This window comes from Sphingobium baderi (genome assembly GCF_001456115.1).
Lineage (GTDB): Bacteria > Pseudomonadota > Alphaproteobacteria > Sphingomonadales > Sphingomonadaceae > Sphingobium > Sphingobium baderi_A.
Window position 1 is genome coordinate 2,380,029 of record NZ_CP013264.1, and the last position, 20,013, is coordinate 2,400,041.

Annotated in this window: 23 protein-coding genes; 9 read left to right on the forward strand and 14 right to left on the reverse strand. The window is 61.6% G+C overall.

The genetic code is table 11. The features are described 5' to 3' along the window. Positions 1-145 precede the first annotated feature (145 nt). Positions 146-1,807, forward strand: a complete 1,662-nt coding sequence (locus tag ATN00_RS11730) for an MFS transporter (protein ID WP_062068716.1) — start codon at positions 146-148, stop codon at positions 1,805-1,807. Here ATN00_RS11730 and ATN00_RS11735 read toward each other — a convergent pair. Then, entirely contained in the window at positions 1,804-2,409 is a 606-nt protein-coding gene (locus tag ATN00_RS11735) for a nucleotidyltransferase family protein (protein ID WP_062064785.1), read from the reverse strand. The genes ATN00_RS11730 and ATN00_RS11735 overlap by 4 nt on opposite strands. Before the next feature lie 154 nt (positions 2,410-2,563). Here ATN00_RS11735 and folE point away from each other — a divergent pair, with 154 nt between their 5' ends. From folE to ATN00_RS11765, 6 genes are all read left to right on the forward strand, one after another. Continuing rightward, positions 2,564-3,172 carry a GTP cyclohydrolase I FolE gene (folE, locus tag ATN00_RS11740; protein WP_062064787.1) on the forward strand — a complete coding sequence of 203 codons (609 nt, stop codon included), beginning with the start codon at positions 2,564-2,566 and terminating at the stop codon, positions 3,170-3,172. Continuing rightward, positions 3,169-4,005, forward strand: a complete 837-nt coding sequence (locus ATN00_RS11745; RefSeq protein ID WP_062064789.1) for an SDR family oxidoreductase — start codon at positions 3,169-3,171, stop codon at positions 4,003-4,005. Before folE ends, ATN00_RS11745 begins: the two co-directional genes overlap by 4 nt. A gap of 108 nt (positions 4,006-4,113) precedes the next feature. Next, positions 4,114-4,890 (forward strand): enoyl-CoA hydratase, encoded by a 777-nt coding sequence (locus ATN00_RS11750; RefSeq protein ID WP_062064791.1) that lies wholly within the window; start codon positions 4,114-4,116, stop codon positions 4,888-4,890. 159 nt (positions 4,891-5,049) lie between these two features. Continuing rightward, positions 5,050-5,679, forward strand: a complete 630-nt coding sequence (locus ATN00_RS11755) for a class I SAM-dependent methyltransferase (protein ID WP_062064793.1) — start codon at positions 5,050-5,052, stop codon at positions 5,677-5,679. 66 nt (positions 5,680-5,745) lie between these two features. After that, entirely contained in the window at positions 5,746-6,678 is a 933-nt protein-coding gene (locus tag ATN00_RS11760) for an ABC transporter ATP-binding protein (protein WP_062064795.1), read from the forward strand. Then, entirely contained in the window at positions 6,675-7,445 is a 771-nt protein-coding gene (locus ATN00_RS11765) for an ABC transporter permease (protein ID WP_062064797.1), read from the forward strand. Before ATN00_RS11760 ends, ATN00_RS11765 begins: the two co-directional genes overlap by 4 nt. Positions 7,446-7,456: 11 nt before the next feature. Here the strand turns inward: ATN00_RS11765 and ATN00_RS11770 are convergent, their stop codons facing one another. From ATN00_RS11770 to ATN00_RS11790, 5 genes are all read right to left on the reverse strand, one after another. After that, a complete protein-coding gene (locus ATN00_RS11770; RefSeq protein WP_062068717.1) occupies positions 7,457-7,777 on the reverse strand; it encodes a hypothetical protein in 321 nt (106 codons plus the stop codon). A gap of 102 nt (positions 7,778-7,879) precedes the next feature. Continuing rightward, entirely contained in the window at positions 7,880-9,244 is a 1,365-nt protein-coding gene (locus ATN00_RS11775) for an MATE family efflux transporter (protein WP_062064799.1), read from the reverse strand. Positions 9,245-9,254: 10 nt separating this feature from the next. Then, positions 9,255-10,187 (reverse strand): DUF808 domain-containing protein, encoded by a 933-nt coding sequence (locus ATN00_RS11780; protein WP_062064802.1) that lies wholly within the window; start codon positions 10,185-10,187, stop codon positions 9,255-9,257. A gap of 97 nt (positions 10,188-10,284) precedes the next feature. Next, positions 10,285-10,530, reverse strand: coding sequence for a hypothetical protein (locus ATN00_RS11785; RefSeq protein WP_062064805.1), 246 nt, complete (start codon positions 10,528-10,530; stop codon positions 10,285-10,287). A 2-nt stretch (positions 10,531-10,532) separates the two neighbouring features. Beyond that, positions 10,533-10,790 carry a hypothetical protein gene (locus ATN00_RS11790; protein ID WP_306812054.1) on the reverse strand — a complete coding sequence of 86 codons (258 nt, stop codon included), beginning with the start codon at positions 10,788-10,790 and terminating at the stop codon, positions 10,533-10,535. Between the two features lie 194 nt (positions 10,791-10,984). Between ATN00_RS11790 and ATN00_RS11795 the strand changes: the two genes are divergently transcribed. Then, positions 10,985-11,290: a hypothetical protein gene (locus ATN00_RS11795; RefSeq protein ID WP_062064809.1), complete on the forward strand. Its 306-nt coding sequence runs from the start codon at positions 10,985-10,987 to the stop codon at positions 11,288-11,290. A gap of 162 nt (positions 11,291-11,452) precedes the next feature. Here the strand turns inward: ATN00_RS11795 and rplI are convergent, their stop codons facing one another. Genes rplI through rpsF form a run of 3 tightly spaced genes read right to left on the reverse strand, consistent with a single transcriptional unit; the run spans position 11,453 to position 12,714 of the window. Beyond that, positions 11,453-12,049 carry a 50S ribosomal protein L9 gene (gene rplI, locus ATN00_RS11800; protein ID WP_062064811.1) on the reverse strand — a complete coding sequence of 199 codons (597 nt, stop codon included), beginning with the start codon at positions 12,047-12,049 and terminating at the stop codon, positions 11,453-11,455. A 13-nt stretch (positions 12,050-12,062) separates the two neighbouring features. Beyond that, complete coding sequence (gene rpsR, locus ATN00_RS11805) at positions 12,063-12,287, reverse strand: 30S ribosomal protein S18 (RefSeq protein WP_004212076.1); 225 nt, start codon at positions 12,285-12,287, stop codon at positions 12,063-12,065. Between the two features lie 13 nt (positions 12,288-12,300). Further along, complete coding sequence (rpsF, locus tag ATN00_RS11810; RefSeq protein WP_062064813.1) at positions 12,301-12,714, reverse strand: 30S ribosomal protein S6; 414 nt, start codon at positions 12,712-12,714, stop codon at positions 12,301-12,303. A gap of 222 nt (positions 12,715-12,936) precedes the next feature. On the opposite strand from rpsF, the gene ATN00_RS11815 reads away from it, so the two are divergent. Further along, on the forward strand, positions 12,937-14,337 hold the full coding sequence (locus ATN00_RS11815) for a GntP family permease (protein WP_062064815.1): 1,401 nt from the start codon (positions 12,937-12,939) through the stop codon (positions 14,335-14,337). A gap of 61 nt (positions 14,338-14,398) precedes the next feature. Here ATN00_RS11815 and ATN00_RS11820 read toward each other — a convergent pair whose 3' ends face one another. From ATN00_RS11820 to ATN00_RS11840, 5 genes are all read right to left on the reverse strand, one after another. Beyond that, a complete protein-coding gene (locus ATN00_RS11820) occupies positions 14,399-14,773 on the reverse strand; it encodes an RcnB family protein (protein WP_062064817.1) in 375 nt (124 codons plus the stop codon). 258 nt (positions 14,774-15,031) lie between these two features. Continuing rightward, positions 15,032-16,237 carry an ABC transporter permease gene (locus tag ATN00_RS11825; RefSeq protein ID WP_062064819.1) on the reverse strand — a complete coding sequence of 402 codons (1,206 nt, stop codon included), beginning with the start codon at positions 16,235-16,237 and terminating at the stop codon, positions 15,032-15,034. Next, complete coding sequence (locus tag ATN00_RS11830; protein ID WP_062064820.1) at positions 16,237-16,950, reverse strand: ABC transporter ATP-binding protein; 714 nt, start codon at positions 16,948-16,950, stop codon at positions 16,237-16,239. The genes ATN00_RS11825 and ATN00_RS11830 overlap by 1 nt, the downstream gene beginning before the upstream one ends. A gap of 4 nt (positions 16,951-16,954) precedes the next feature. Further along, positions 16,955-18,502 carry an efflux RND transporter periplasmic adaptor subunit gene (locus ATN00_RS11835; protein WP_062064822.1) on the reverse strand — a complete coding sequence of 516 codons (1,548 nt, stop codon included), beginning with the start codon at positions 18,500-18,502 and terminating at the stop codon, positions 16,955-16,957. Next, entirely contained in the window at positions 18,492-19,979 is a 1,488-nt protein-coding gene (locus tag ATN00_RS11840) for an efflux transporter outer membrane subunit (protein ID WP_062064823.1), read from the reverse strand. Before ATN00_RS11840 ends, ATN00_RS11835 begins: the two co-directional genes overlap by 11 nt. Positions 19,980-20,013 lie beyond the last annotated feature (34 nt).

The window sequence follows — 20,013 nt, forward strand, 5'->3', positions numbered from 1 at the left end:
AGGGGAAGATGCCCGAACGTCCCGCTTCCCAACCTGCCGTAGGGTCAGCAGACTAACAGGAACCCCGTTCCCTTCTTCATCTCCCTCTTGGTCTCCCGTGATTCGCCGGTTTGACGCCTCCGCCATTTTCGGCTTCACCGTTGATGTGTCCGAGGCTGATTCCCCCACCGCGCCGTCGCCCCTTTCCATTCCCATCTTCCGCGCCATCTGGCTGGCCAGCCTTTCCTCGAACTTCGGCGGTCTCATCCAGTCGGTCGGCGCGGCGTGGATGATGACCTCGCTTTCCGGCTCTTCGATGATGGTGGCGCTGGTTCCCGCCGCAACGACGCTGCCGATCATGCTGCTATCGCTTTGGGCCGGGGCGGTTGCGGACAATCTGGAACGGCGCAAGGTGATGCTGGCCTGCCAGTGCTTCATGCTGGTCGTCTCGGCCGTTCTCGCCATTGCCGCGTGGCAAGCCATGCTGACTCCGTGGATATTGCTGGGCCTGACCTTTTTGATCGGTTGCGCCACGGCGGTGAACGGCCCGGCATGGCAGGCGTCGGTGGGCGACATGGTGCCGCGTTCGGTCCTGCCTAGCGCGGTGAGCCTCAACAGCATGGGGTTCAACCTGGCACGCAGTATGGGTCCAGCCTTGGGCGGCGTCATCGTCGCCGCGGCTGGCGCGGCCGCCGCCTTTCTGACTAACGCTATCAGCTATATCCCGTTGATCTTGGTTCTGGCCCGCTGGAAACCGGAAAGAGCGCCGCAACTACTCCCGCGTGAGCGTCTGGGCGTGGCGATGCGGGCCGGCGTGCGTTATGTGGCGATGTCGCCCAATATAAAGCTTGTGCTCGTGCGCGCGCTGGCTTTCGGATTTGGCGCTAGCGCCGTATCGGCCCTCATGCCGCTTGTCGCTCGCGATGTGTTGGGCGGCGGCGCGCTTACCTTCGGTTTGCTCAGCGGCGGCTTCGGTATTGGCGCGGTAGGCGGCGCGTTGAGCACTAGCCGCCTGCGCGTGCGTTATTCCATAGAGCGGATCGTGCAGATCGGGACATTCTCCCTCGCTGTCGGTACAGCCATCATGGGGTTGAGCGCCTGGTTGCCGCTTGCCATCCTGGGTTATCTGGTGGCCGGTGCGGGCTGGGTGGTGGTGCTCGCCACTTTCAACGTGTCGGTGCAGATGTCCGCACCACGCTGGGTGGTGGCGCGCGCCGTTGCCTTTTACCAGATGGTGGCTTTCGGCGGCATGGCGGTTGGCGCATGGATATTCGGAACCGTCGCCGAAGGGCACGGCGTTGTCCTCGCGCTCCATGCCGCCGCGGCCGCGCAATTCGCCGTCATGCTGATTGGGTTGGTCCGCCCGTTGCCGCAAACCAGCGAGGACAATCTCAACCCTCAGAATCTCTGGCGCGAACCTGAAACGGCGGTGCCGGTGGAAGCGCGGAGCGGGCCTGTGGTGGTGACGATCGAATATCGCATTCCGCCCGGTTCGATCGTGCCGTTTCTTACAGCGATGAGCGAACGCCGCCGGATCAGGCGGCGGGACGGCGCGCATGGATGGTCGTTGATGCGCGATCTGGGCGACCCGGAATTGTGGATCGAACGCTATCATGTGCCCACCTGGCTCGATTATGTTCGGCACAACCAACGCCGCACCTTCGCCGATCAGGCGAATAGCGAGGCGATACATGCGCTGCATAGCGGACCCAACCCGCCCACCGTTCATCGCATGCTGGAGCGGCAGACGGGTTCGCTACCGCTCAGCCGCGCGCCCGATCCGCGTGAAATGGGCGATCCGATGACCGACCCCACCCGGTCGAGTTAATCAGGCCCGTCCGTCGCGGGTTGCCAAGCCATCAGATCCTCTGGCGTATCGATGTCGCGCAACAGATTGCCGTGGGTTTCAATCTGCACCCCGTGGCTCAGCAGCGCGCGTGCCCCCTGATCGCCGCGCAACGTCAGCAATTCCCCAAAATGTTTCCGGCCGATGAAGGCAGGCGGGGAGGAGGAAAAGCCATCGGTGCTGGCGACGACGGACCGGATGTCGATCGCGGCCATGCATAGGCGGTTATAATGGGTCTGCGGCACTTCCGGCATGTCGGCCAGGCATATGAGTATGCCGCGGATGCGCCGGATCGGCATGACATGTTCGACCGCGCGCACGATGCTGCTGGAAATGCCCTCTTCGGGCTGTTCATTGACGAGAATGGTGTATCCGCGTCTCTCAAGCTTGCGATGGATGACCGGCGCTTGCCCGAGGGGGCGAGTCACCGCGATCAATTCGCCAAAGGCCATGGAGGCGACTGTTTCCAGCACATGCTGGACGACTGGTTTGCCGCGCAGGTCGGCCATCAACTTGTCTTCCTTGCCAAAGCGGGAGGAAGTGCCCGCCGCCAACAGCACGGCCGCGATGCGTTCAGTTCGCATGGAAGGCCGCAATGGATGGCATATGCTCGATCAAGCTCCTTGAACTCCCGGATTTGCCACTGAAGCGATCCGGTGTCCAGCATGCCCGAAAGGGCTGGCCTTCGCGAGTACGAGACGCCATATGCAGGGCCGAAACCAAGGAGCGGTCTTTATCATGATATATGATCCCGATGCGGAATCCGTTGGGGAATCCTCGAAAGAGCCCGTGCCGACCGAGGTGTCCGATGCGATCCGCACTCTGATCAGATGGTCTGGTGACAATCCGGAGCGGGAAGGGCTGATCGAAACGCCCGAGCGGGTGGCCCGTGCCTGGCGGGAATATTGCCGCGGCTATGGAGACGATCCGGCCTATCATCTATCCCGCATTTTTCATGAAGTCGGCGGTTATGACGATGTCGTGCTGCTCAAGGACATTCCCTTCCAGTCGCATTGCGAACATCATATGGCGCCGATCATCGGAAGGGCGCATATCGCCTATCTGCCCGGCGATTATGTCGTGGGCATATCGAAGCTTGCACGCGTCCTGCACGCCTTTGCCCATCGCTTGCAGGTGCAGGAACGGCTGACGTCCGAAGTCGCCAATTGCATCTGGGAAAATCTGAAGCCTCAGGGCGTAGCCGTGGTGATCGAAGCGACGCACGGATGCATGACGGGCCGTGGCGTGCGAACGCCCAACGTCATCATGAAAACCAGCCGTATGCTTGGTGTATTCCGCGATGATGAAAAGAGTCGCGAGGAAGTGCTGAAGCTCATCGGCTCGTGAGTGGACGGGACGCATCCTATCGTCCGCTGGGACGTGCGCGGCGCGAAGGTGAAGGGGGCGCGGCCCCTCTCGCCGGGAAGCGGCTTGCACTGGTCACAGGCGGGCATCGCAGGTTGGGCGCCCATATCGCCGCCGCGTTCGCCGGAGCGGGATTTTCGCTCGCCATTCATGGCAGCCACGATACCCGGCTCGACTCTCACCTTGCCCTGGCACTGGAGGAGAACGGGACGGAATGGGAAGGCTTCGTCGTCGATTTCTCCGATCCCGAAAGTGCCGAGGAACTGATCGCGCAGGTCGCGGAACGCTTTGGCCGTCCGCCCGATGTGCTGGTGAATGGTGCGGCGCTGTTCGGGCAGGACCGGCTGGGCGACGTCACGGCCGATGATCTGATGCGACATTATGCCGTCAATTGCGCGGCTCCGACCTTGCTGACCAAGGCCTTTGCCATGGTTCCCGCAGGGACGGGCGATCGATGTATCGTCAACATACTCGATCAGAGGATCGATCATCCGCATGAAGATCAACTGGCCTATACGCTTTCCAAACTGGCATTGGCGGGCCTGACCCGATTGAGCGCCAACAATCTGGCGCCCCGGATCAGGGTGAACGCGGTGGCGCCGGGGCTGACTATTCCGACGCCGGATTATAATGAAACGCAGATGGAGCAACTGAAGAGCCTGATGCCGCTGGACAGCCTGCCGCAGCCCGAACAGATCGCCGAAGCGGTTCTGTATCTGGCGCGGGCGACTGTCGTGACGGGGCAGACCCTTTATGTCGACGCCGGCGCGCATATGCGGAGCTATGACCGGGATTTCATGCATTTGTACCGTTAAGATTTGCGGCTTTGCAGAGATTTTTTGGTGGTGATGGGAAAAGAGCCCGCCTAGAGCGCGGGGCATGGTGGGCGCTTTCGCGCTGTGGGCAGATCGAAGGAGACAGCAATGGCTTATGAAACGATTTTAGTGGAACAGCGGGACGCGGTGACGCTCATCACCCTGAACCGTCCGCAGGCGCTGAATGCGCTCAACACCCAGGTGCTTGCCGACCTCGGTGCGGCCTTTGCGGCTTTCGATGCCGATCCGTCTCAACATTGCGCGGTCGTGACCGGCAGCGAAAAAGCCTTCGCGGCAGGCGCCGACATCAAGGAAATGGCGGACAAGCCTGCGGCGGATTTCTTCCTGGAAGATTTCTTTTCAGGCTGGCAGTCAAAGGTAGTGGCGACGCGCAAGCCATGGATTGCCGCCGTGGCCGGCTTCGCCTTGGGCGGTGGCTGTGAGCTGGCGATGATGGCCGACTTCATCATTGCCGCCGACACGGCCAAATTCGGCCAGCCCGAAATCAAGCTGGGCGTTGCGCCGGGCATGGGCGGGTCGCAGCGCCTGACGCGCGCGGTGGGTAAGGCCAAGGCGATGGAAATGTGCCTGACCGGCCGCATGATGGACGCGCAGGAGGCGGAGCGTTCCGGCCTGGTCGCGCGGATCGTGCCGGCGGCGGATTTGCTCGACGATGCCTTGAAAACAGCGACCACCATTGCGTCCATGCCCCCCATGGCAGCCATGGTGAACAAGGAAATGATCAACGTCGCGTTTGAAACGGGTCTGGCGCAGGGATTGCTGACCGAGCGCCGCTTTTTCCAGATACTGACCGCGACGGAAGACAAGAAGGAAGGCATGGCTGCTTTTGTCGAGAAACGTCCCGGCGTTTGGAAGGGGCGTTGATTCACATTCGGCCCGCCACGATCTGTAGATGGTGGCGGGCTGATCGCTTTGGCCCGTGGAATGGTTAATTGACTGGGGCCATGCCGAAACAGAATCGACGCGGCTTTATCTCACGGTTAAGAGGGCTCGCAACGGAAACGGAGCGGTCGCATTTCGCCCATGCAGCATAAGTCAAAGCGCAGTCGGGCGATCGCTATGCCCCAGAGCGAATTTCGCACCCGTGCATCCGAATATCTGGATTTCCTCGGCGCCTGGTTGAAAAAGCCGCGCCAGACGGCGTCTGTCGTTCCGAGCAGTCGTTATCTGGCGCGTCTGATGGTGTCGCATATCGACCCTGCAGATGGCCGTGTGCTGGAATTGGGCGGGGGCACGGGCGTCTTTACGCGGGCCATATTGGAAACCGGCCTCCCGACGGAAAAGCTGGAAGTAGTGGAAATCAACCCGGCATTCGCGAGAGGATTGCGGCGGCACTTCCCCCATGTGGAGATTTTGGAAACCCCCGCTCAGGTCGTGTCGACCGTCGCTGCTGGAGAACCGGGCGAATATCAGACGGTCATCAGCGGGCTGCCACTGCTGGCCATGGATCGCGCCATGCATGTGGACATATTGACCGAAGCCTTCCGCATGTTGCGTCCAGGGGGCTGTTTCATCCAGTTCACCTATGCCATGCGCCCACCAGTCAATCGGGACATTCTCGATATGCTGGACCTGGATGTCGTTCGGGTAGGGCAGACGGTCAGGAATTTTCCTCCCGCGACGGTGTTTCGGTTTTTCCGCCGGGGAGAGTGAGCGGACGCTTGTCTGGCGGAGCCAAGCGCCTATGTTCCCGGCAAAGCGAAAGGGGCCTTGCCGCACATGGCATCGATCATCACTATTTCCGGCCTGACGAAAAGCTATGCGTCGGGCTTTCAGGCGCTCAAAGGCGTGGATCTTTCGATCGAAGAGGGTGAGATTTTCGCGCTACTGGGCCCCAATGGCGCGGGGAAAACGACCCTCATCTCGATAGTGTGCGGCAATGTGCGGCCTAGCGGCGGTTCTGTATCGGTCGCGGGTCATGACATTATCCGTGACTACCGCGGCGCTAGGTCCGCCATCGGTCTTGTGCCGCAGGAATTGTCCACCGACCAGTTTGAGCGCGTTTTGGACACGGTCGCCTTTTCCCGCGGCCTGTTCGGAAAACCACGCAATGACGTCTTTATCGAAAAGGTGCTGCGCGACCTGTCCTTGTGGGAAAAGCGGCACAACAGGATATTGGAGCTGTCGGGGGGCATGAAGCGTCGCGTCATGATCGCCAAGGCGCTCAGCCATGAACCGCGGGTCCTGTTCCTGGATGAGCCGACGGCGGGCGTGGACGTGGATTTGCGGCGTGACATGTGGAAACTGATCGGGGAACTCCGCCAGATGGGCGTCACCATCATCCTGACCACCCATTATATCGAGGAAGCCGAGGAGATGGCGGATCGCGTGGGTGTCATCAACAAGGGCGAACTGGTGCTTGTCGAGGACAAGGTCGCCCTAATGCGGAAACTCGGGAAAAAGACGCTGACGATCACCCTCGCGGAACCGCTTGCGAAAGTGCCGGACGAACTGGCTGAATGGAGCGTATCCCTGAAGGCCGAGGGGAGCGAAATGGAATATCTGTTCGACACGCGGGTCGAGCGCACGGGTGTGTCTTCCCTGCTTCGCAAGCTCGGCGATCTTGGCATAGCCTACAAGGACCTCAACACGCAGCAGAGCAGCCTGGAGGATATTTTCGTCAGCCTGGTGCATCAGGAGAAGGCGGCATGAGCGGCCCCAATCTGCGCGCCATATGGGCGATCTACAAATTCGAGCTGCACAGATTCCGGCGCACGCTTCTGACCGGGCTTCTGGTGCCGGTCATCACGACATCGCTCTATTTCGTAGTCTTCGGCGGTGCGATCGGTTCGCGCATGACGGAAATCGACGGCATTCCCTATGCCGCCTTCATCGTGCCGGGCCTCATCATGATGTCCATGTTCACGGAAAGCATTTTCAATGCCAGTTTCGGGATATACATGCCGAAATTCACCGGCACCATCTATGAACTGCTGTCCGCGCCGGTTTCAGCGACGGAAACCGTGACCGCCTATGTGGGGGCGGCGGCGACGAAGGCCTTCATCGTCGGCATCATCATCTTCGCGACGGCGCATCTGTTCGTCGATCTACCCATCGCGCACCCCTTCGCCATGGTCGCTTTCATGGTTCTTATAGCGATCAGTTTCTGCCTGTTCGGTTTCATTCTGGGCATATGGGCGCAGAGTTTCGAGCAGTTACAGGTCATTCCCATGCTGCTCATCATGCCGATGACCTTTCTGGGTGGCGCTTTTTATTCCATCCACATGCTGGGCGAGCCGTGGCGAACGATTACGCTGTTCAACCCGATCGTCTATCTGATCTCCGGCTTTCGCTGGACCTTTTTTGGCAAGGGCGATGTGGGGATCGAATTCAGCATCGCGTTCATCGGGGCGATGCTGGTGCTGTGCATTGCGATTGTGGGATGGATATTCAGGACGGGCTACCGCCTGAAGAAATAGCCTCCGGCGGATCAGGCCGTCGCGTTTTCGGATTGGACAGCGAACAGGGTCACGCCCTTATATTTGTCGTCCGTTTCATCATAAAGGCCATGCATGGCTTCAAACGGCTCATCGACTACGCCGATATTGCCCAGGCCCGACAATTTGAACGTGCCCAGCTTCAATTCCCGCGGAGACCTGCCATCCCGTTCGATCGTCACCGCGTCGATGAACATTTCATCATGGCGGGTATAGAGGATGTGCGGCGCCAGCTTCACGACCATCTTGTTATAGGTCGCGATCAGGCATTTCTGCAGGGCTATGGCTTCAAAGATGTTAGTCGGCGCTTGCATGATGCCGCTGAGCATTACCGATTCGTCCGGGTGTCTTCAATTGTTTTGTGCGCTGCGTCATTGGGTCGCGGGAAATCGTGATTTATCACTCCATCGCTTTCGCTAATGGGAAAGAAGGCCCAGTTTTTCGCGCCTTGTCCAGCGAATCACCAGCAAAACCGCTACGACGCTGAGCCCGCTCGCAAGACCGATCCAGATGCCAAGGCCGCCCAGGCGAAGGGGAAAGGCAAGGAATGCGCCCACGCCGATACCGATGATCCAATAACCGATCAGCGCGAAGACCATGGGAATCTTCGTGTCCCGAATACCACGCAGCACGCCTGCTCCAACGGCCTGTGTCGCGTCGACGAGCTGGAACAGGGCCGCAACACCCAGAAACGTGACGGCAAGGGCGATGGTCCGACTATTGGCGGGATCCTGAACGTCAAGGAAAATGGCTATCAGCGATCGCGGGAAGATGACCAGTAGTGCAGCCGCGATGAATGCGAAACCGACGCCGATCATCAATGAAAGCCAGCCGGACCGGGCGATCGCCGCTTTGTCCCTGCGACCATGGGCGAGGCCCACTCGCACGGTTGCCGCCTGTCCCATGCCCATCGGCACCATGAACAGCAGGGACGCGATCTGGATGGCGACGGCATGAGCTGCCAGCGTTTCCCGGCCAAGAAGGCCCATCAGCAGCGCCGAGGCGTTGAATACAGCGCTTTCCAGCCCCAGCATCACCGCTATCGGTAATCCCAGCCGCCATATTGCGCGAAGCCGTTCCTTGTCCCTCTTCCAGAAATGGCCAAGCAGCCGGTAACGGCGGAAACCCCGGTCGCGCAAGATAACGAACAGCAGGGCGAAGAACAGGAAGGAGGAGGAGAAGGTGCTCGCCAGGCCCGCGCCCAATATGCCCATGGCAGGCAATCCGAGATGGCCGAAGATGAGGACCCAGCCCATCAGAATATTGAACGGAATCGCGCACAGCATGATGATGACGGCCCATATTGGCCGTTCGAGTGCTGAAATGAAATTCCTGAGCGTCGAAAAGCCGAGAAATGGCAAAAGCGCCCATTGCAGGCCATGCATCAACTCGCCTGCCTTCTGGGCGAGAGAGGCATCCTGCCCCATGGCCCGCAGGATGCCTTCGCACTGCCAGAGGATGACCCAGGCCGGCACGGCGAAAATCAGGGCGGCGCGCAATGTCTGATGAACGGTGCGTCGAACATCCCGCACCGAATGGCGGCGGCGTCCGCGTTCCTCGGCGATCAGTGGTGCGGCGGCCGTCACCAGTCCCATGCCGAAAATCAGCATGGCGGCGAACAGGTTGATGGCAAGTGCGCCCGCAGCGACCGCATCGGTCCCCAGCCAGCCGAGCAGCAGCAGGTCGGTGGCGGCAATCGCGGACCAGGCGATGTTGCCCGCTATCATGGGCAGGGCAAGCGTCAGCAAAGCCCGCGTTTCATAACGCCATGCCAGATTCATCGCCAGGGCTTCAGTGCTTTGCGGGGAGAAGATGGAGCAGCGCGACGATGATAGCGCCAATCGCCAGTCCCACGATGCCAGACCCGATCGCGCTGACTACCCATTCGATCACAGCGCCCATGGCGGGAAGAGCGAGGGCGGCGCTTTCAGCCATGCGTTGAATGGCGCCAGGGATCAGATCCCAGTGGAATTCATGAAGGCCATGCACGATCAGGCCACCACCCACCCAAAGCATCGCGGCGGTGCCGACGACGCTCAATATCTTCATGAGGACCGGCATGGCCAAGACCAGCCCACGTCCCAGCATCCGCGCAAGGGCGGAAGTCCGTTGCGCCAGATGCAGGCCGATATCATCCATTTTCACGATGAAACCGACGACGCCATAAACGCCTGCCGTTATCAGGACGGCCACGACCAGCAGGATGATGGCCTGCTCCCACAGCGGTTCGGTAGCGACCGTTCCGAGCGCGATGGCCATGATTTCTCCCGAAAGGATGAAATCGGTGCGGATGGCTCCGGAAACTTTCTGGTCTTCCAGTTCCTGCGAACTATGCGTCGCGAGCGCTTCCTCAGCCAGATCATGATCGCCCCGCAACGCCTCGACCAGCTTTTCGGTCGCTTCGAAACAGAGAAATGCGCCGCCCAGCATGAGAAGCGGAGGGAGTAGCCAAGGGGCCAGCGCGCTGAGCACAAGGGCGGCTGGAAGAAGAAAAAGCAGCTTGTTACGCAGCGAGCCCTTGGCGATCTTCCATATGATCGGAAGTTCGCGATCCGGGGTCAGCCCCATGACATAGCGAGGCGTCACCGCCGTATCGTCGATCACGACCCCGGCGGCCTTGGTTCCGGCCTTTCCCGCCGCCGCCGCGACATCATCCAGCGACGTTGCCGCCAGTTTCGCTATGCCCGCTACATCATCCAGCAGCGCGATCAGACCCGAGGGCATGAATTTTCAGCTTTCCCCTGTGGGAAGCTGGCAATCAGCTTCCCTGCTTCGCGGTCATAGAAGGGTGTGGGGAAAGGAGCAACGCCGCAACGCTGCCTCAGGCCACCCCACGGAAATTGGCGGGCGGATCGCTCGCGGGGAAGGATTCGTCGGATTGTTCGTCCACCAGATCCCAATCTTCGGCATTTACATGTTGTTCGGCCGGGCCGGCGTCCCGGATGATACCTGACGATCCGGCACCGCCCCGATCGTCGCGACCCCGTTTCGCTTTCCAATCCCGCCAGCCTTTCCAGGCCACCGTTCCGATGCCCGTCAGGAAAGCCAGCTTCAACAATGATTTCATGGTCATTTCTCCCGCGATTTTTGAAGGTGAATCCAATCCGCCGGATCGCCGCCAACGGCCTTCTCCGATAGCGTAAGTTCGCCTTCTTCATCCGCCCCGGCAGGCAGTTCTGGATGGGCTTTTTCTCTTGTCGGTGCTGCTTGCCAGCGTTGACGCAAGGCCGCCTCAATCATGGAGCGCCAGATCTCGCCAGCACCCGCTTCCATCATGGCGGCGTCCGGTTCCTTGAGGATGGCGAGGATGCTGGCCGCATCTTCCAAGCGGTCCGTCCATCGGTCCGGCTGATCGGCGGAAAGATGACGGGCCAGGCGTTCGATGAGGGCGCGTTGCTCCATGACGGGGGAACGTCCTTGCCCTGCTCCTGTTCCGATCATTTTGTGACGCGGTCGCAGCGATGTGAACCGATGCGCGTCTCACGGGTTCCGCTGGGGTCGGGGCTGGCAGGAGAATGACGATGCCGCAGGGCGACAAGAGCAGCTACACGGACAAGCAGAAGCGCAAGGCCGAACATATTGAGGAAGGCTATGAAAAGCGCGGCGTATCCAACAAGGAGGCCGAACGGCGCGCATGGGCCACGGTGAACAGCGAATCGGGCGGCGGCAAGAAATCCGGATCGGGACGCGGCAAGCCCGAAAACCATGCCGCTTCCCGCAAGGGCGGCCGCAAAGGCGGTGGGGCATCGGCGCGGCGTTCTGCGGCCGATCGCTCGGCCGCCGCGAAAAAAGGATGGGAAACCCGGCGCAGGAAAGCAGGCGGATGACTACGGAAGGGAAGTCTGGACGAGTGATGGAAACATTCCCACTCAGTTAGGAAATGTCACCTTGTGGCTGAAAGCAACCATCCCAGGATCGGGAGGCGTGAACTATTCAATAAAAAAAGCCGCCCGGAGAAGGGCGGCTTCTTTTTTGTCCCGTCGGGAAGCTCAGGCTTCCTCGACCGGAGCCTCTTCGGCTTCCGCGGCGATTTCGCCCGGTTCGGCGTTCGGATCATAATCTTCGGTGAAGCCTGCCTCGTCCTTTTCGAACAGGTCAGCCATCACGTCTACGCCCTGCGCCTGCAGATCGGCTTCTTCCGGCGAGCGGGCGACGTTCACCTGAATGGTGACGGCCACTTCCGGGTGCAGCGCGACCTTGACGTCGAAAACGCCCAGCGTCTTGATCGGACGTTCCAGCACGACCATCGCCTTGGTGACGTTGTTTACGCCATCGGCATGCAGTGCATCCACCACGTCGCGGACGGCGACCGAACCGTAAAGATGGCCGGCGTTGGACGACTGGCGAATGAGGACGATCTGCTTGCCGTTGACGCCTTCGGCAGCCTTTTCGGCGTCGGTGCGGCGAGCGGCATTGTCAGCCTCGATCTTCGCGCGGTTGGCTTCGAAGACCTTTTTGTTGGCGTTGTTGGAACGCAGCGCCTTCTTGTTGGGCAGCAGGTAGTTACGGGCGTAACCGTCCTTCACGGTGACGACATCACCGATCGCGCCCAGCTTCTCGATCCGTTCGAGGAGAATGATTTCCATGATTTCTACTCCCTCACTTCACGATGTAGGGCAGCAGGCCCAGATGACGGGCGCGCTTGATGGCCTGGGCCAGTTCGCGCTGCTTCTTGGCGGACACCGCCGTGATGCGGCTGGGAACGATCTTGCCGCGTTCGGACACGAAGCCCTGCAGCAGACGAACGTCCTTGTAATCGATCTTCGGCGCATCCTTGGCGGCGAAGGGGCAGCTCTTGCGGCGGCGGAAAAACGGGCGTGCCATTGTTCAGATCTCCTTATTCGCCAGCCGGGGCTTCGTCGCGGTCGCGACGCGGACCACGATCGCCGCGGTCGCCACGGGGGCCACGCTCACCGCGTTCGCTACGCTCTTGCTTGCGCATCATGACCGACGGGCCGGTTTCCAGCTCATCGACCTTGATGGTCATATAGCGAATCACGTCTTCGTTGATCTGGGTCTGGCGCTCCAGCTCGGCGACCACGCCAGCAGGGGCGTCGATGTTGAGCATGACGTAATGCGCCTTGCGATTCTTGGCGATCTTGTATGCGAGCGAACGCAGGCCCCAGGTTTCAACCTTGGTCACCTTGCCCTGCATATCCTCGACGATCTTGGTGGCGGTTTCCGCCAGCGCGTCCACCTGCGCCTGTGCCAGATCCTGGCGCGCAAGGAACACATGCTCGTAAAGAGCCATGGGTATTGCCTCATCTGTTGGCCGATCGCTGACGTGCGCCCCATGCGCAGCGCCCCTCCGGCTGTCGTCTCAAGCATTCTTCCGCACGCGATCGAGTCACCCCTATCCCGTGCGAAGCGGCGCCTATGACGGAAATGCAGGGGAAAGGCAAGGAGGAGTTGGCTTGCGCCGCCGCACGGCATAGATAGCCGGATCGGAAGAGCAAGGAAGAGGGAGGGGGCTATGGCTGTCGGCATTGCGGCGCTGTCGCTGATATTGTTGATGCTGGCGGCCTATCGGGGGATGAGCGTCATATTGATGGCGCCCCTGCTGGCGATGCTGGCGGTGTTCCTGACGGACCCGTCCGCCGTGCCCGCTGTCTTTTCCGGCCTGTTCATGGAGAAGGTCGCCAGTTTCCTTAAGCTGTATTTCCCGGTTTTCCTGCTGGGCGCGCTGTTCGGCAAGCTGATCGAGATTTCGGGCTTTTCCCGCGCCATCGTTACGGCCGTGATTGGCTTTGTGGGAGCGGAGCGGGCGATTCCCGCCATCATGCTGGTGACGGCCCTGCTGACCTATGGCGGCGTTTCGGTTTTCGTCGCGGTGTTTGCGGTTTACCCCTTCGCGGCGGAGATGTTCCGGCGCGCCGACATTCCCAAGCGGCTTGTGCCCGCGACCATTGGTCTCGGCGCGATCACCTTCACCATGGACGCCATGCCGGGCACGCCGCAGATTCAGAACATCATCCCCACCAGTTTCTTCGGCACGACTGCCTGGGCCGCACCTGTGCTGGGGTTGATCGGATCGGCCTGCATCATGGGGATGGGGCTGGCCTATCTGGGCTGGCGCCGCCGGTCGGTCATGGCGGCCGGGGAGGGGTATGGCGCGCCAGAAACATTGCTCAACGAGCCGGAACCGGTCGCTGACGATGTAAAAACACCCGCGCTTATCGCCCTGCTGCCATTGCTGGTGGTGGGATTTGGCAATCTGGCGCTAACCATATTGATCCCGCGCATCTGGGCCGGAGATGAAATCAGCGTGCCGCTTGCTGGCCTGGCCGAACCGGTAACGGTCAAAGTGGCGCAAATGGCGGCGCTTTGGGCGGTGGAAGGCGCGTTGCTGCTGGGCATAGCGACAATCCTGCTCTTCGCCTTTCCTGTCGTGGCGAAGCGTTTTGCCGAAGGGTCGAAGGCGGCGGTCGGTGGCGCGCTGCTGGCGGGTATGAATACGGCGGTTGAATATGGGTTTGGCGCGGTAATCGCTGCGCTGCCTGGTTTCCTGATCGTCAAGGAGGCGCTGAAATCGGTGCCCAATCCGCTGCTCAACGAAGCGATCACGGTCACGTCGCTGGCCGGGATTACCGGATCGGCCTCCGGCGGACTTTCCATCGCGCTGGCCGCGATGGCGGACCAGTTCATGGCGGCGGGCGATGCAGCGGGCATTCCGCGTGAAGTGCTGCACCGGGTGGCGTCCATGGCGTCGGGAGGGATGGACAGCCTGCCGCACAATGGTGCGATCATCACCTTGCTGGCGGTGACGGGCCTGACCCACCGGCAGGCTTATAAGGACATATTCGCGCTGACGCTCATCAAGACGCTGACCGTGTTCATCGTCATCGCCGTTTATTATCTGACCGGATTGGTGTGATACGCAAAAGCGCCCCGGGGAGGAGAATCCCCGAGGCGCTTCCCGCCGCTCGGAAGGCTGATTAACGCAGGGCGCCTCCGATCACCGCGCCGATGATGCCGCTGGTGATCGCAACCAGCACCGCATCATTGCCCGACCGCACCCAGTGATAACCACGCGGCGGAGTGGAGAGGCGATAGTTGCGGTAGTTGTCGACCACCCGATAGTTGTTCGCATAGCGGCGGTCGAAACGCTGACCCTTCGCCCAGTGGCGGTTGTTGTTGCGATAGTCGTTCTTGCGGACGACGGTCTTTTGCCGAACCACGGTGCGGCCGTGTGGACCCTGCTTCACGACGCGGTGGACTTCGCGATGAGGGGCGGCCTGCGCCTGTGCTGTGACCATCGGGCTGGCGATCATGGTGGTGGCGGCCAGGGCCATCAGGAACTTCTTCATCATCGTAACTGCTCCTTCTTCGATCTCGGGCGCCGTTCCGTGGCGTCGAAGACAGAATTAGGATGGGCTTGTCGCAAGCATGTGCCGGGCGGAGTGCGATTGTGTCGGAAATTGTATCAGGAAGCGATCCAGTCTGAATGGATGTTCATAAGTCCGCGAAATCTGCGGGATAGCTTGCGTCTTCGCCGCAAACAGGCGCAAGGGAAACGCCCCGGAATGTTCACCGGGGCGTTTCCTGCAAATGTCGAAACCATATCGCCCCTATTCGTGGCGCAGCGCGTCTATGGGATTGAGCGCGGCGGCGCGCCGGGCAGGGAAATAGCCGAACACAACGCCGATCGCCGCTGAAAAGAGGAAGGCGATAAGGTTTACCTTCACGTCGAAGATGAAGGGCACCTGCATCAGCGGCGCGATGGCGATGGATGCGATCAGGGCGAGGAACAGGCCGATGACGCCACCCAGGCAGGATAGCACGATCGCTTCCACCAGAAACTGCATCAACACTTCCCGCGCGACCGCCCCGATAGCGAGGCGGATGCCGATTTCCCGTGTCCGCTCCGTCACGGACACCAGCATGATGTTCATGATGCCGATGCCGCCGACCAGCAGGGAAATAGCCGCCACCGCCGCCACGATCTGCGTCAGGATGGTGGTGGTGCCGGTCAGCGTGTCCGAAATCTGCTTGGTGTCGAAGACGTTGAAATTATCCTCCGCCCCTGCCTTGATCTTGCGCCGTTCGCGCATCAGTTCCTCAAGGCTGCTCTGCACGGCGGAGGTGTCATAGGCGTCGTCCACCGCGATCATGATCTGGCTGATGTCGCGGTCGCCGGTGAAGCGGCGCTGCACGAACTTGATCGGCATGACGACGACATCGTCCTGATCGCCAAAGCCGCCTTGGCCACGCGTGGCGAGCACGCCGATGACCTGGCAAGAAACGCCCTTGATCCGCATCCGCTTGCCGACGGGATCATTGCCCTGGAACAGGTTGGTGCGGACGGTATTGCCGATGATGCAGACGGGTTTCCCGGCCTCTTCCTCATCCGGCATGAACAGGCGGCCTGCATCGGCCTTCCAGCTTTGCACCTCGAAATAGGCAGCGGTGGTGCCGTAGACGGTGGTGGACCAGTTGCTGCCTTCATAGATGCCCGTGCCGCTCGACTGCACCAGCGGCGCGACGGCGCGCACGCCGGTGAGCTGGTTTTCGATGGCGGTCAAATCCTGCGGCTTGAAATCGGGCGGGCGAGGACCGCCACCGCCGCGGCCGAAGCCCTGGCCGGGACGCAGTTGCAGCACATTGGCGCCCAGCGAACTGATCTGCTCGCGCACGGCCGCCGTGGCGCCATTGCCCAGCGTCACCATGGTCACGACAGCGGCGACGCCGATGATGATGCCGAGCGTCGTCAGGAAAGATCGCATCTTGTGCCGGTTGATTGCGCGAAGGGCGAGGATGACGGTGGTGCCCAGCATCAGGCTGCCTCTCCTTCCTGAATCCGCTCGACCAGCCCGTCCTTGAAGTGGACGATGGTGTGGGCAAAGGCGGCCATGTCCGGCTCATGGGTGACCATGATGACCGTGATGCCGCTGTTGCGGTTGAGGTCGGTCAGCAGCTCCATGATCTCCACCGACCGTTCGGAATCGAGATTGCCGGTCGGTTCGTCGGCGAGCAGTACAGCGGGCTGGGTCACGATGGCGCGCGCTATGGCGACGCGTTGCTGCTGCCCTCCTGAAAGCTCAGCGGGCGTGTGGTCCCACCACTCCTTGAGGCCGACCTTGTCCAGCGCGGCCATGCCCGCTTCGTAGCGCATTTTCTTGTCCTCGCCCCGGTAGAGCAGCGGCAACTCCACATTCTCCAGCGCGTTGGTGCGGGCAAGCAGGTTGAACCCCTGGAACACGAAGCCCAGATAGCGGCGGCGCAGCAATGCGCGCTGGTCGCGGTCAAGCGTTTCGACATGTCGCCCCTTGAACAGGAATTCTCCCGCCGTCGGCACATCAAGGCAGCCCAATATGTTCATCGTCGTCGATTTGCCGGAGCCGGACGGCCCCATGACGGCGACAAAATCACCTGGCCTTATGTCGAGGTCTATGCCTTTGAGTGCCTGAAACGCGGTGGGGCCGCTGCCGAAAACCTTGGTGATGCCGCGCAGCGAAATGATCGGCGCGGCGGTGCGATCCGGAGTCATGCCGTTAAGTCCCGTTGCCCCGGCTCGTGCCTCGTTGTTCATTCCGCTGGCCTTGCGGCGTGGCGGGGGAGGGGCTGACCGGAGCCGTTTCCGGCGGCGAATCGCCGGAGTTGCCGAGTTTTCCAATCGTGGCGGGACTCCCGTCGGCCGCCTTGTTGCGGGGCGCGGCCTTGCGCGCGCCATCGCCCTGATCGGCCCTTTGATCCTCGGCGGGCTGCTGCTGCCCGGCGGCAAGCTGACCCGTGATGACCCGCATCCCGGCTTTCAGGTCGCCCCCGATGATGGCGGTGCGGGAACCGTCGCTTGCCCCGATCGTGACCTGCACGGCCTTGGGCTCGCCATTCTCATCCTGGACATAGACGGTCTGGCTGCTGCCTGTGCCGAAGCTCACCTGCCGGGTGTTGCCGCGACGGAAACGGCGCGGACCGGGCACGATCTGGCTGGTGATGCCGCCGCCCTGGCTGGCGCCGGTGCTGGGCTTGAAGCGCAGCGCGGCATTGGGAACGAGCAGCACGTCATGCAGTTCCTGCGTCACGACATCAGCGGTCGCCGTCATGCCGGGGCGCAGCGTTTCATCCTGATTGTCGACTGCAAGCACCGCCGTATAGGCGACGACCGTGCCTGCGATGGTGCTTGTCGTGCTGCTGGACGTGGAGGATGAGGATGAACTGCTGCTGTTCGATCCGACATTCACCCGCGTGACCTTCGCCGGGAAGGTGCGGCCGGGGAAGGCGTCGACCGAGAAATTCGCGCTCTGGCCTTCCTTCACCTGTCCGACATCGGCCTCGTCGACCGACACCTCGACCTCCATCTTGGTAAGGTCTTCGGCGATGGTGAACAGGACGGGTGCGTTCAGGGACGCTGCGACCGTCTGGCCCGGTTCGATGTCGCGCGACAGCACCACGCCGGTGACGGGCGAAACGATCTGCGCGATCGACAGGTTGGTCTGCGCGGTGGAAAGCTGGGCCTGCGATACGCGGACCTGCGCCTGCGCCGAATTGAGATTGCTGAGCGCGGATTGGTAATCGGCGCGGGCCGCATCCAGTTCCGTCTTGGCGGGGACGCGTCCGCCCGACAGCTTGAAGACGTTCAGTTGCCGGTCCAGCGTCGCTTTTGCGAGGGCGAGTTGGGCCTGCGCCTGCGACACGCCCGCCTGCGAGGAAACGACCTGCGCGCGATTCTGGTTGATGGTGTCGACCAGACGGCGCGTATCGAGTTCGGCCAGTTTCTGGCCCTTTGTCACGCGATCATTCACATCGACATAGACCGCCGTGATCTTGCCAGATTGTTCGGAACCCACATCCACCTGATTGATCGGCTTGAGGTTGCCGGTGGCGGAAACGGTGACGGTCAGGTCGCCCTTGCGTACCTCGCGGGTCGCATAGTCGGGCTTGTCATCGCCTGAAAAGCAGCGCGCCAGCAGCAGGATCACGATCAGCAATACCAGGCCGATGCCACCCCGGATCGCCCATTTGCGCCACGGCTTTTCCGGCTTGGCGCCAAGGAAGTCGTTCAGATCCTGATCCTGATCCGTCGTCACATCATTGCTCATGATTTTGCTCATTGGGGGGACGGTTTTCCATGTTCTGCCAGCCGCCGCCCAGCGCATTATAGAGCTGGGCGATGGCGAGCACTTCATCGGCTTGCGCGGAAGCAAGACTGTTGCGGGCGTTCAAAAGCGTGGATTCGCTGGTGGAAAGCGTCTGAAAATCGATCAGTCCCGACTGATATTGGCTGCGGGCCATGATCGCGGCGTTGTTCGATGCTTCGAAGGCGGTGGCAAACTCCGTCTTGCGGGCTTGCGCGCTGCTGAGCGCCGCCATGGCGTTTTCCACATCCTCCAGCGCGGTCAGCACGCTTTGCTTATAGAAAGCAAAAGCGCCATCGGCGGCCGCTTTCTGCGACCGGAGTTGTGAGGAAAGACGGCCACCATCGAAGATCACCTGCGCGACATTGGCAAAGACGCCGCCCGTCACCAGATCGAACAGGTTTTTGAACGCGTTGGAGGTGGTGCCGATATTACCGCTGATCCCCAACGAGGGATAAAGCTGCGCCTGCGCCACGCCGATCCGCGCAGTGGCGGCCGCCAGAGCGCGCTCCGCCGAACGCACGTCAGGCCGCTGACGCAGCGTGTCGGCGGGAATGCCCGTGGCGATCTGTGTCGTGGCGGCCGGAATGGGGGAAGGGGCTTCAAGCGTGCGCGTCGCTTCGCCGGGTGCTTGTCCGGTCAGGACCGCGATGCGGTTGAGGCTGCCTTTCAGACTGGCCTCGAGCTGGGGGATGGATGCTCTGGTCTGCGCCAGTTGCGCCTTGGCCTGCTGTTCGTCGAGGGAGGAGACAAGCCCTGCCTGCAACCGCCAGTTGGCGATGTCGTAATTATCCTGCTGGATGGTCTGCGTTTCCCGCGCCACCTGAAGCTGCGCCTGCGCCAGCCGCGCCTGCACATAGTTGGTGACCAGTTCGGAAATGATGGTCATTCGCACATTGGCAAGATCATAGCCGGAGGCGGCCAGATCGGCGCGAGCGGCTTCTGCCGAGCGCGAGAGTTCGCCGAACAGGTCGATCTGCCAGCTTGCATTGGCGCGCAGGGAATAGCTGCTTGACCAGTTGCCCGTTCCGCCGCCGATGGGATTGCCGCTGCTGTCGAGCCGTCCGCCCGCATCCTGGCTGCTGTAATTGCGCCCGCCGCTGCCTGACGCGTTCACTTGCGGCAGAAAGGACGCATTGGCCTGCCGCAGCGATTCCCGCGCCTGCCGCAGCCGTGCCTGCGCCTGCACTATGTCGAGATTTCCGGCGATCGCCTGATCGATCAGGTGGCTGAGCGCGGGATCGTTGAGTTGGGTCCACCAGCTTGCCAGATCGGCCTCGCTGACCGGGGCGGACGTGCCCTGACTATAGGCGGCGGGAAGCCCGAGCCCCGCCGTTTCAGGCGGGCGATAATCGGGGCCGGCGGCGCAGGCCGCCAGCGTCAGCGTCGTTCCGGTGATCCAGGCTATGCGATATCGCACCTTTTCCTTGCACTCCGTCATCGTTAAAGGGGCCGCAGACAGCTGCTCAGGGGCG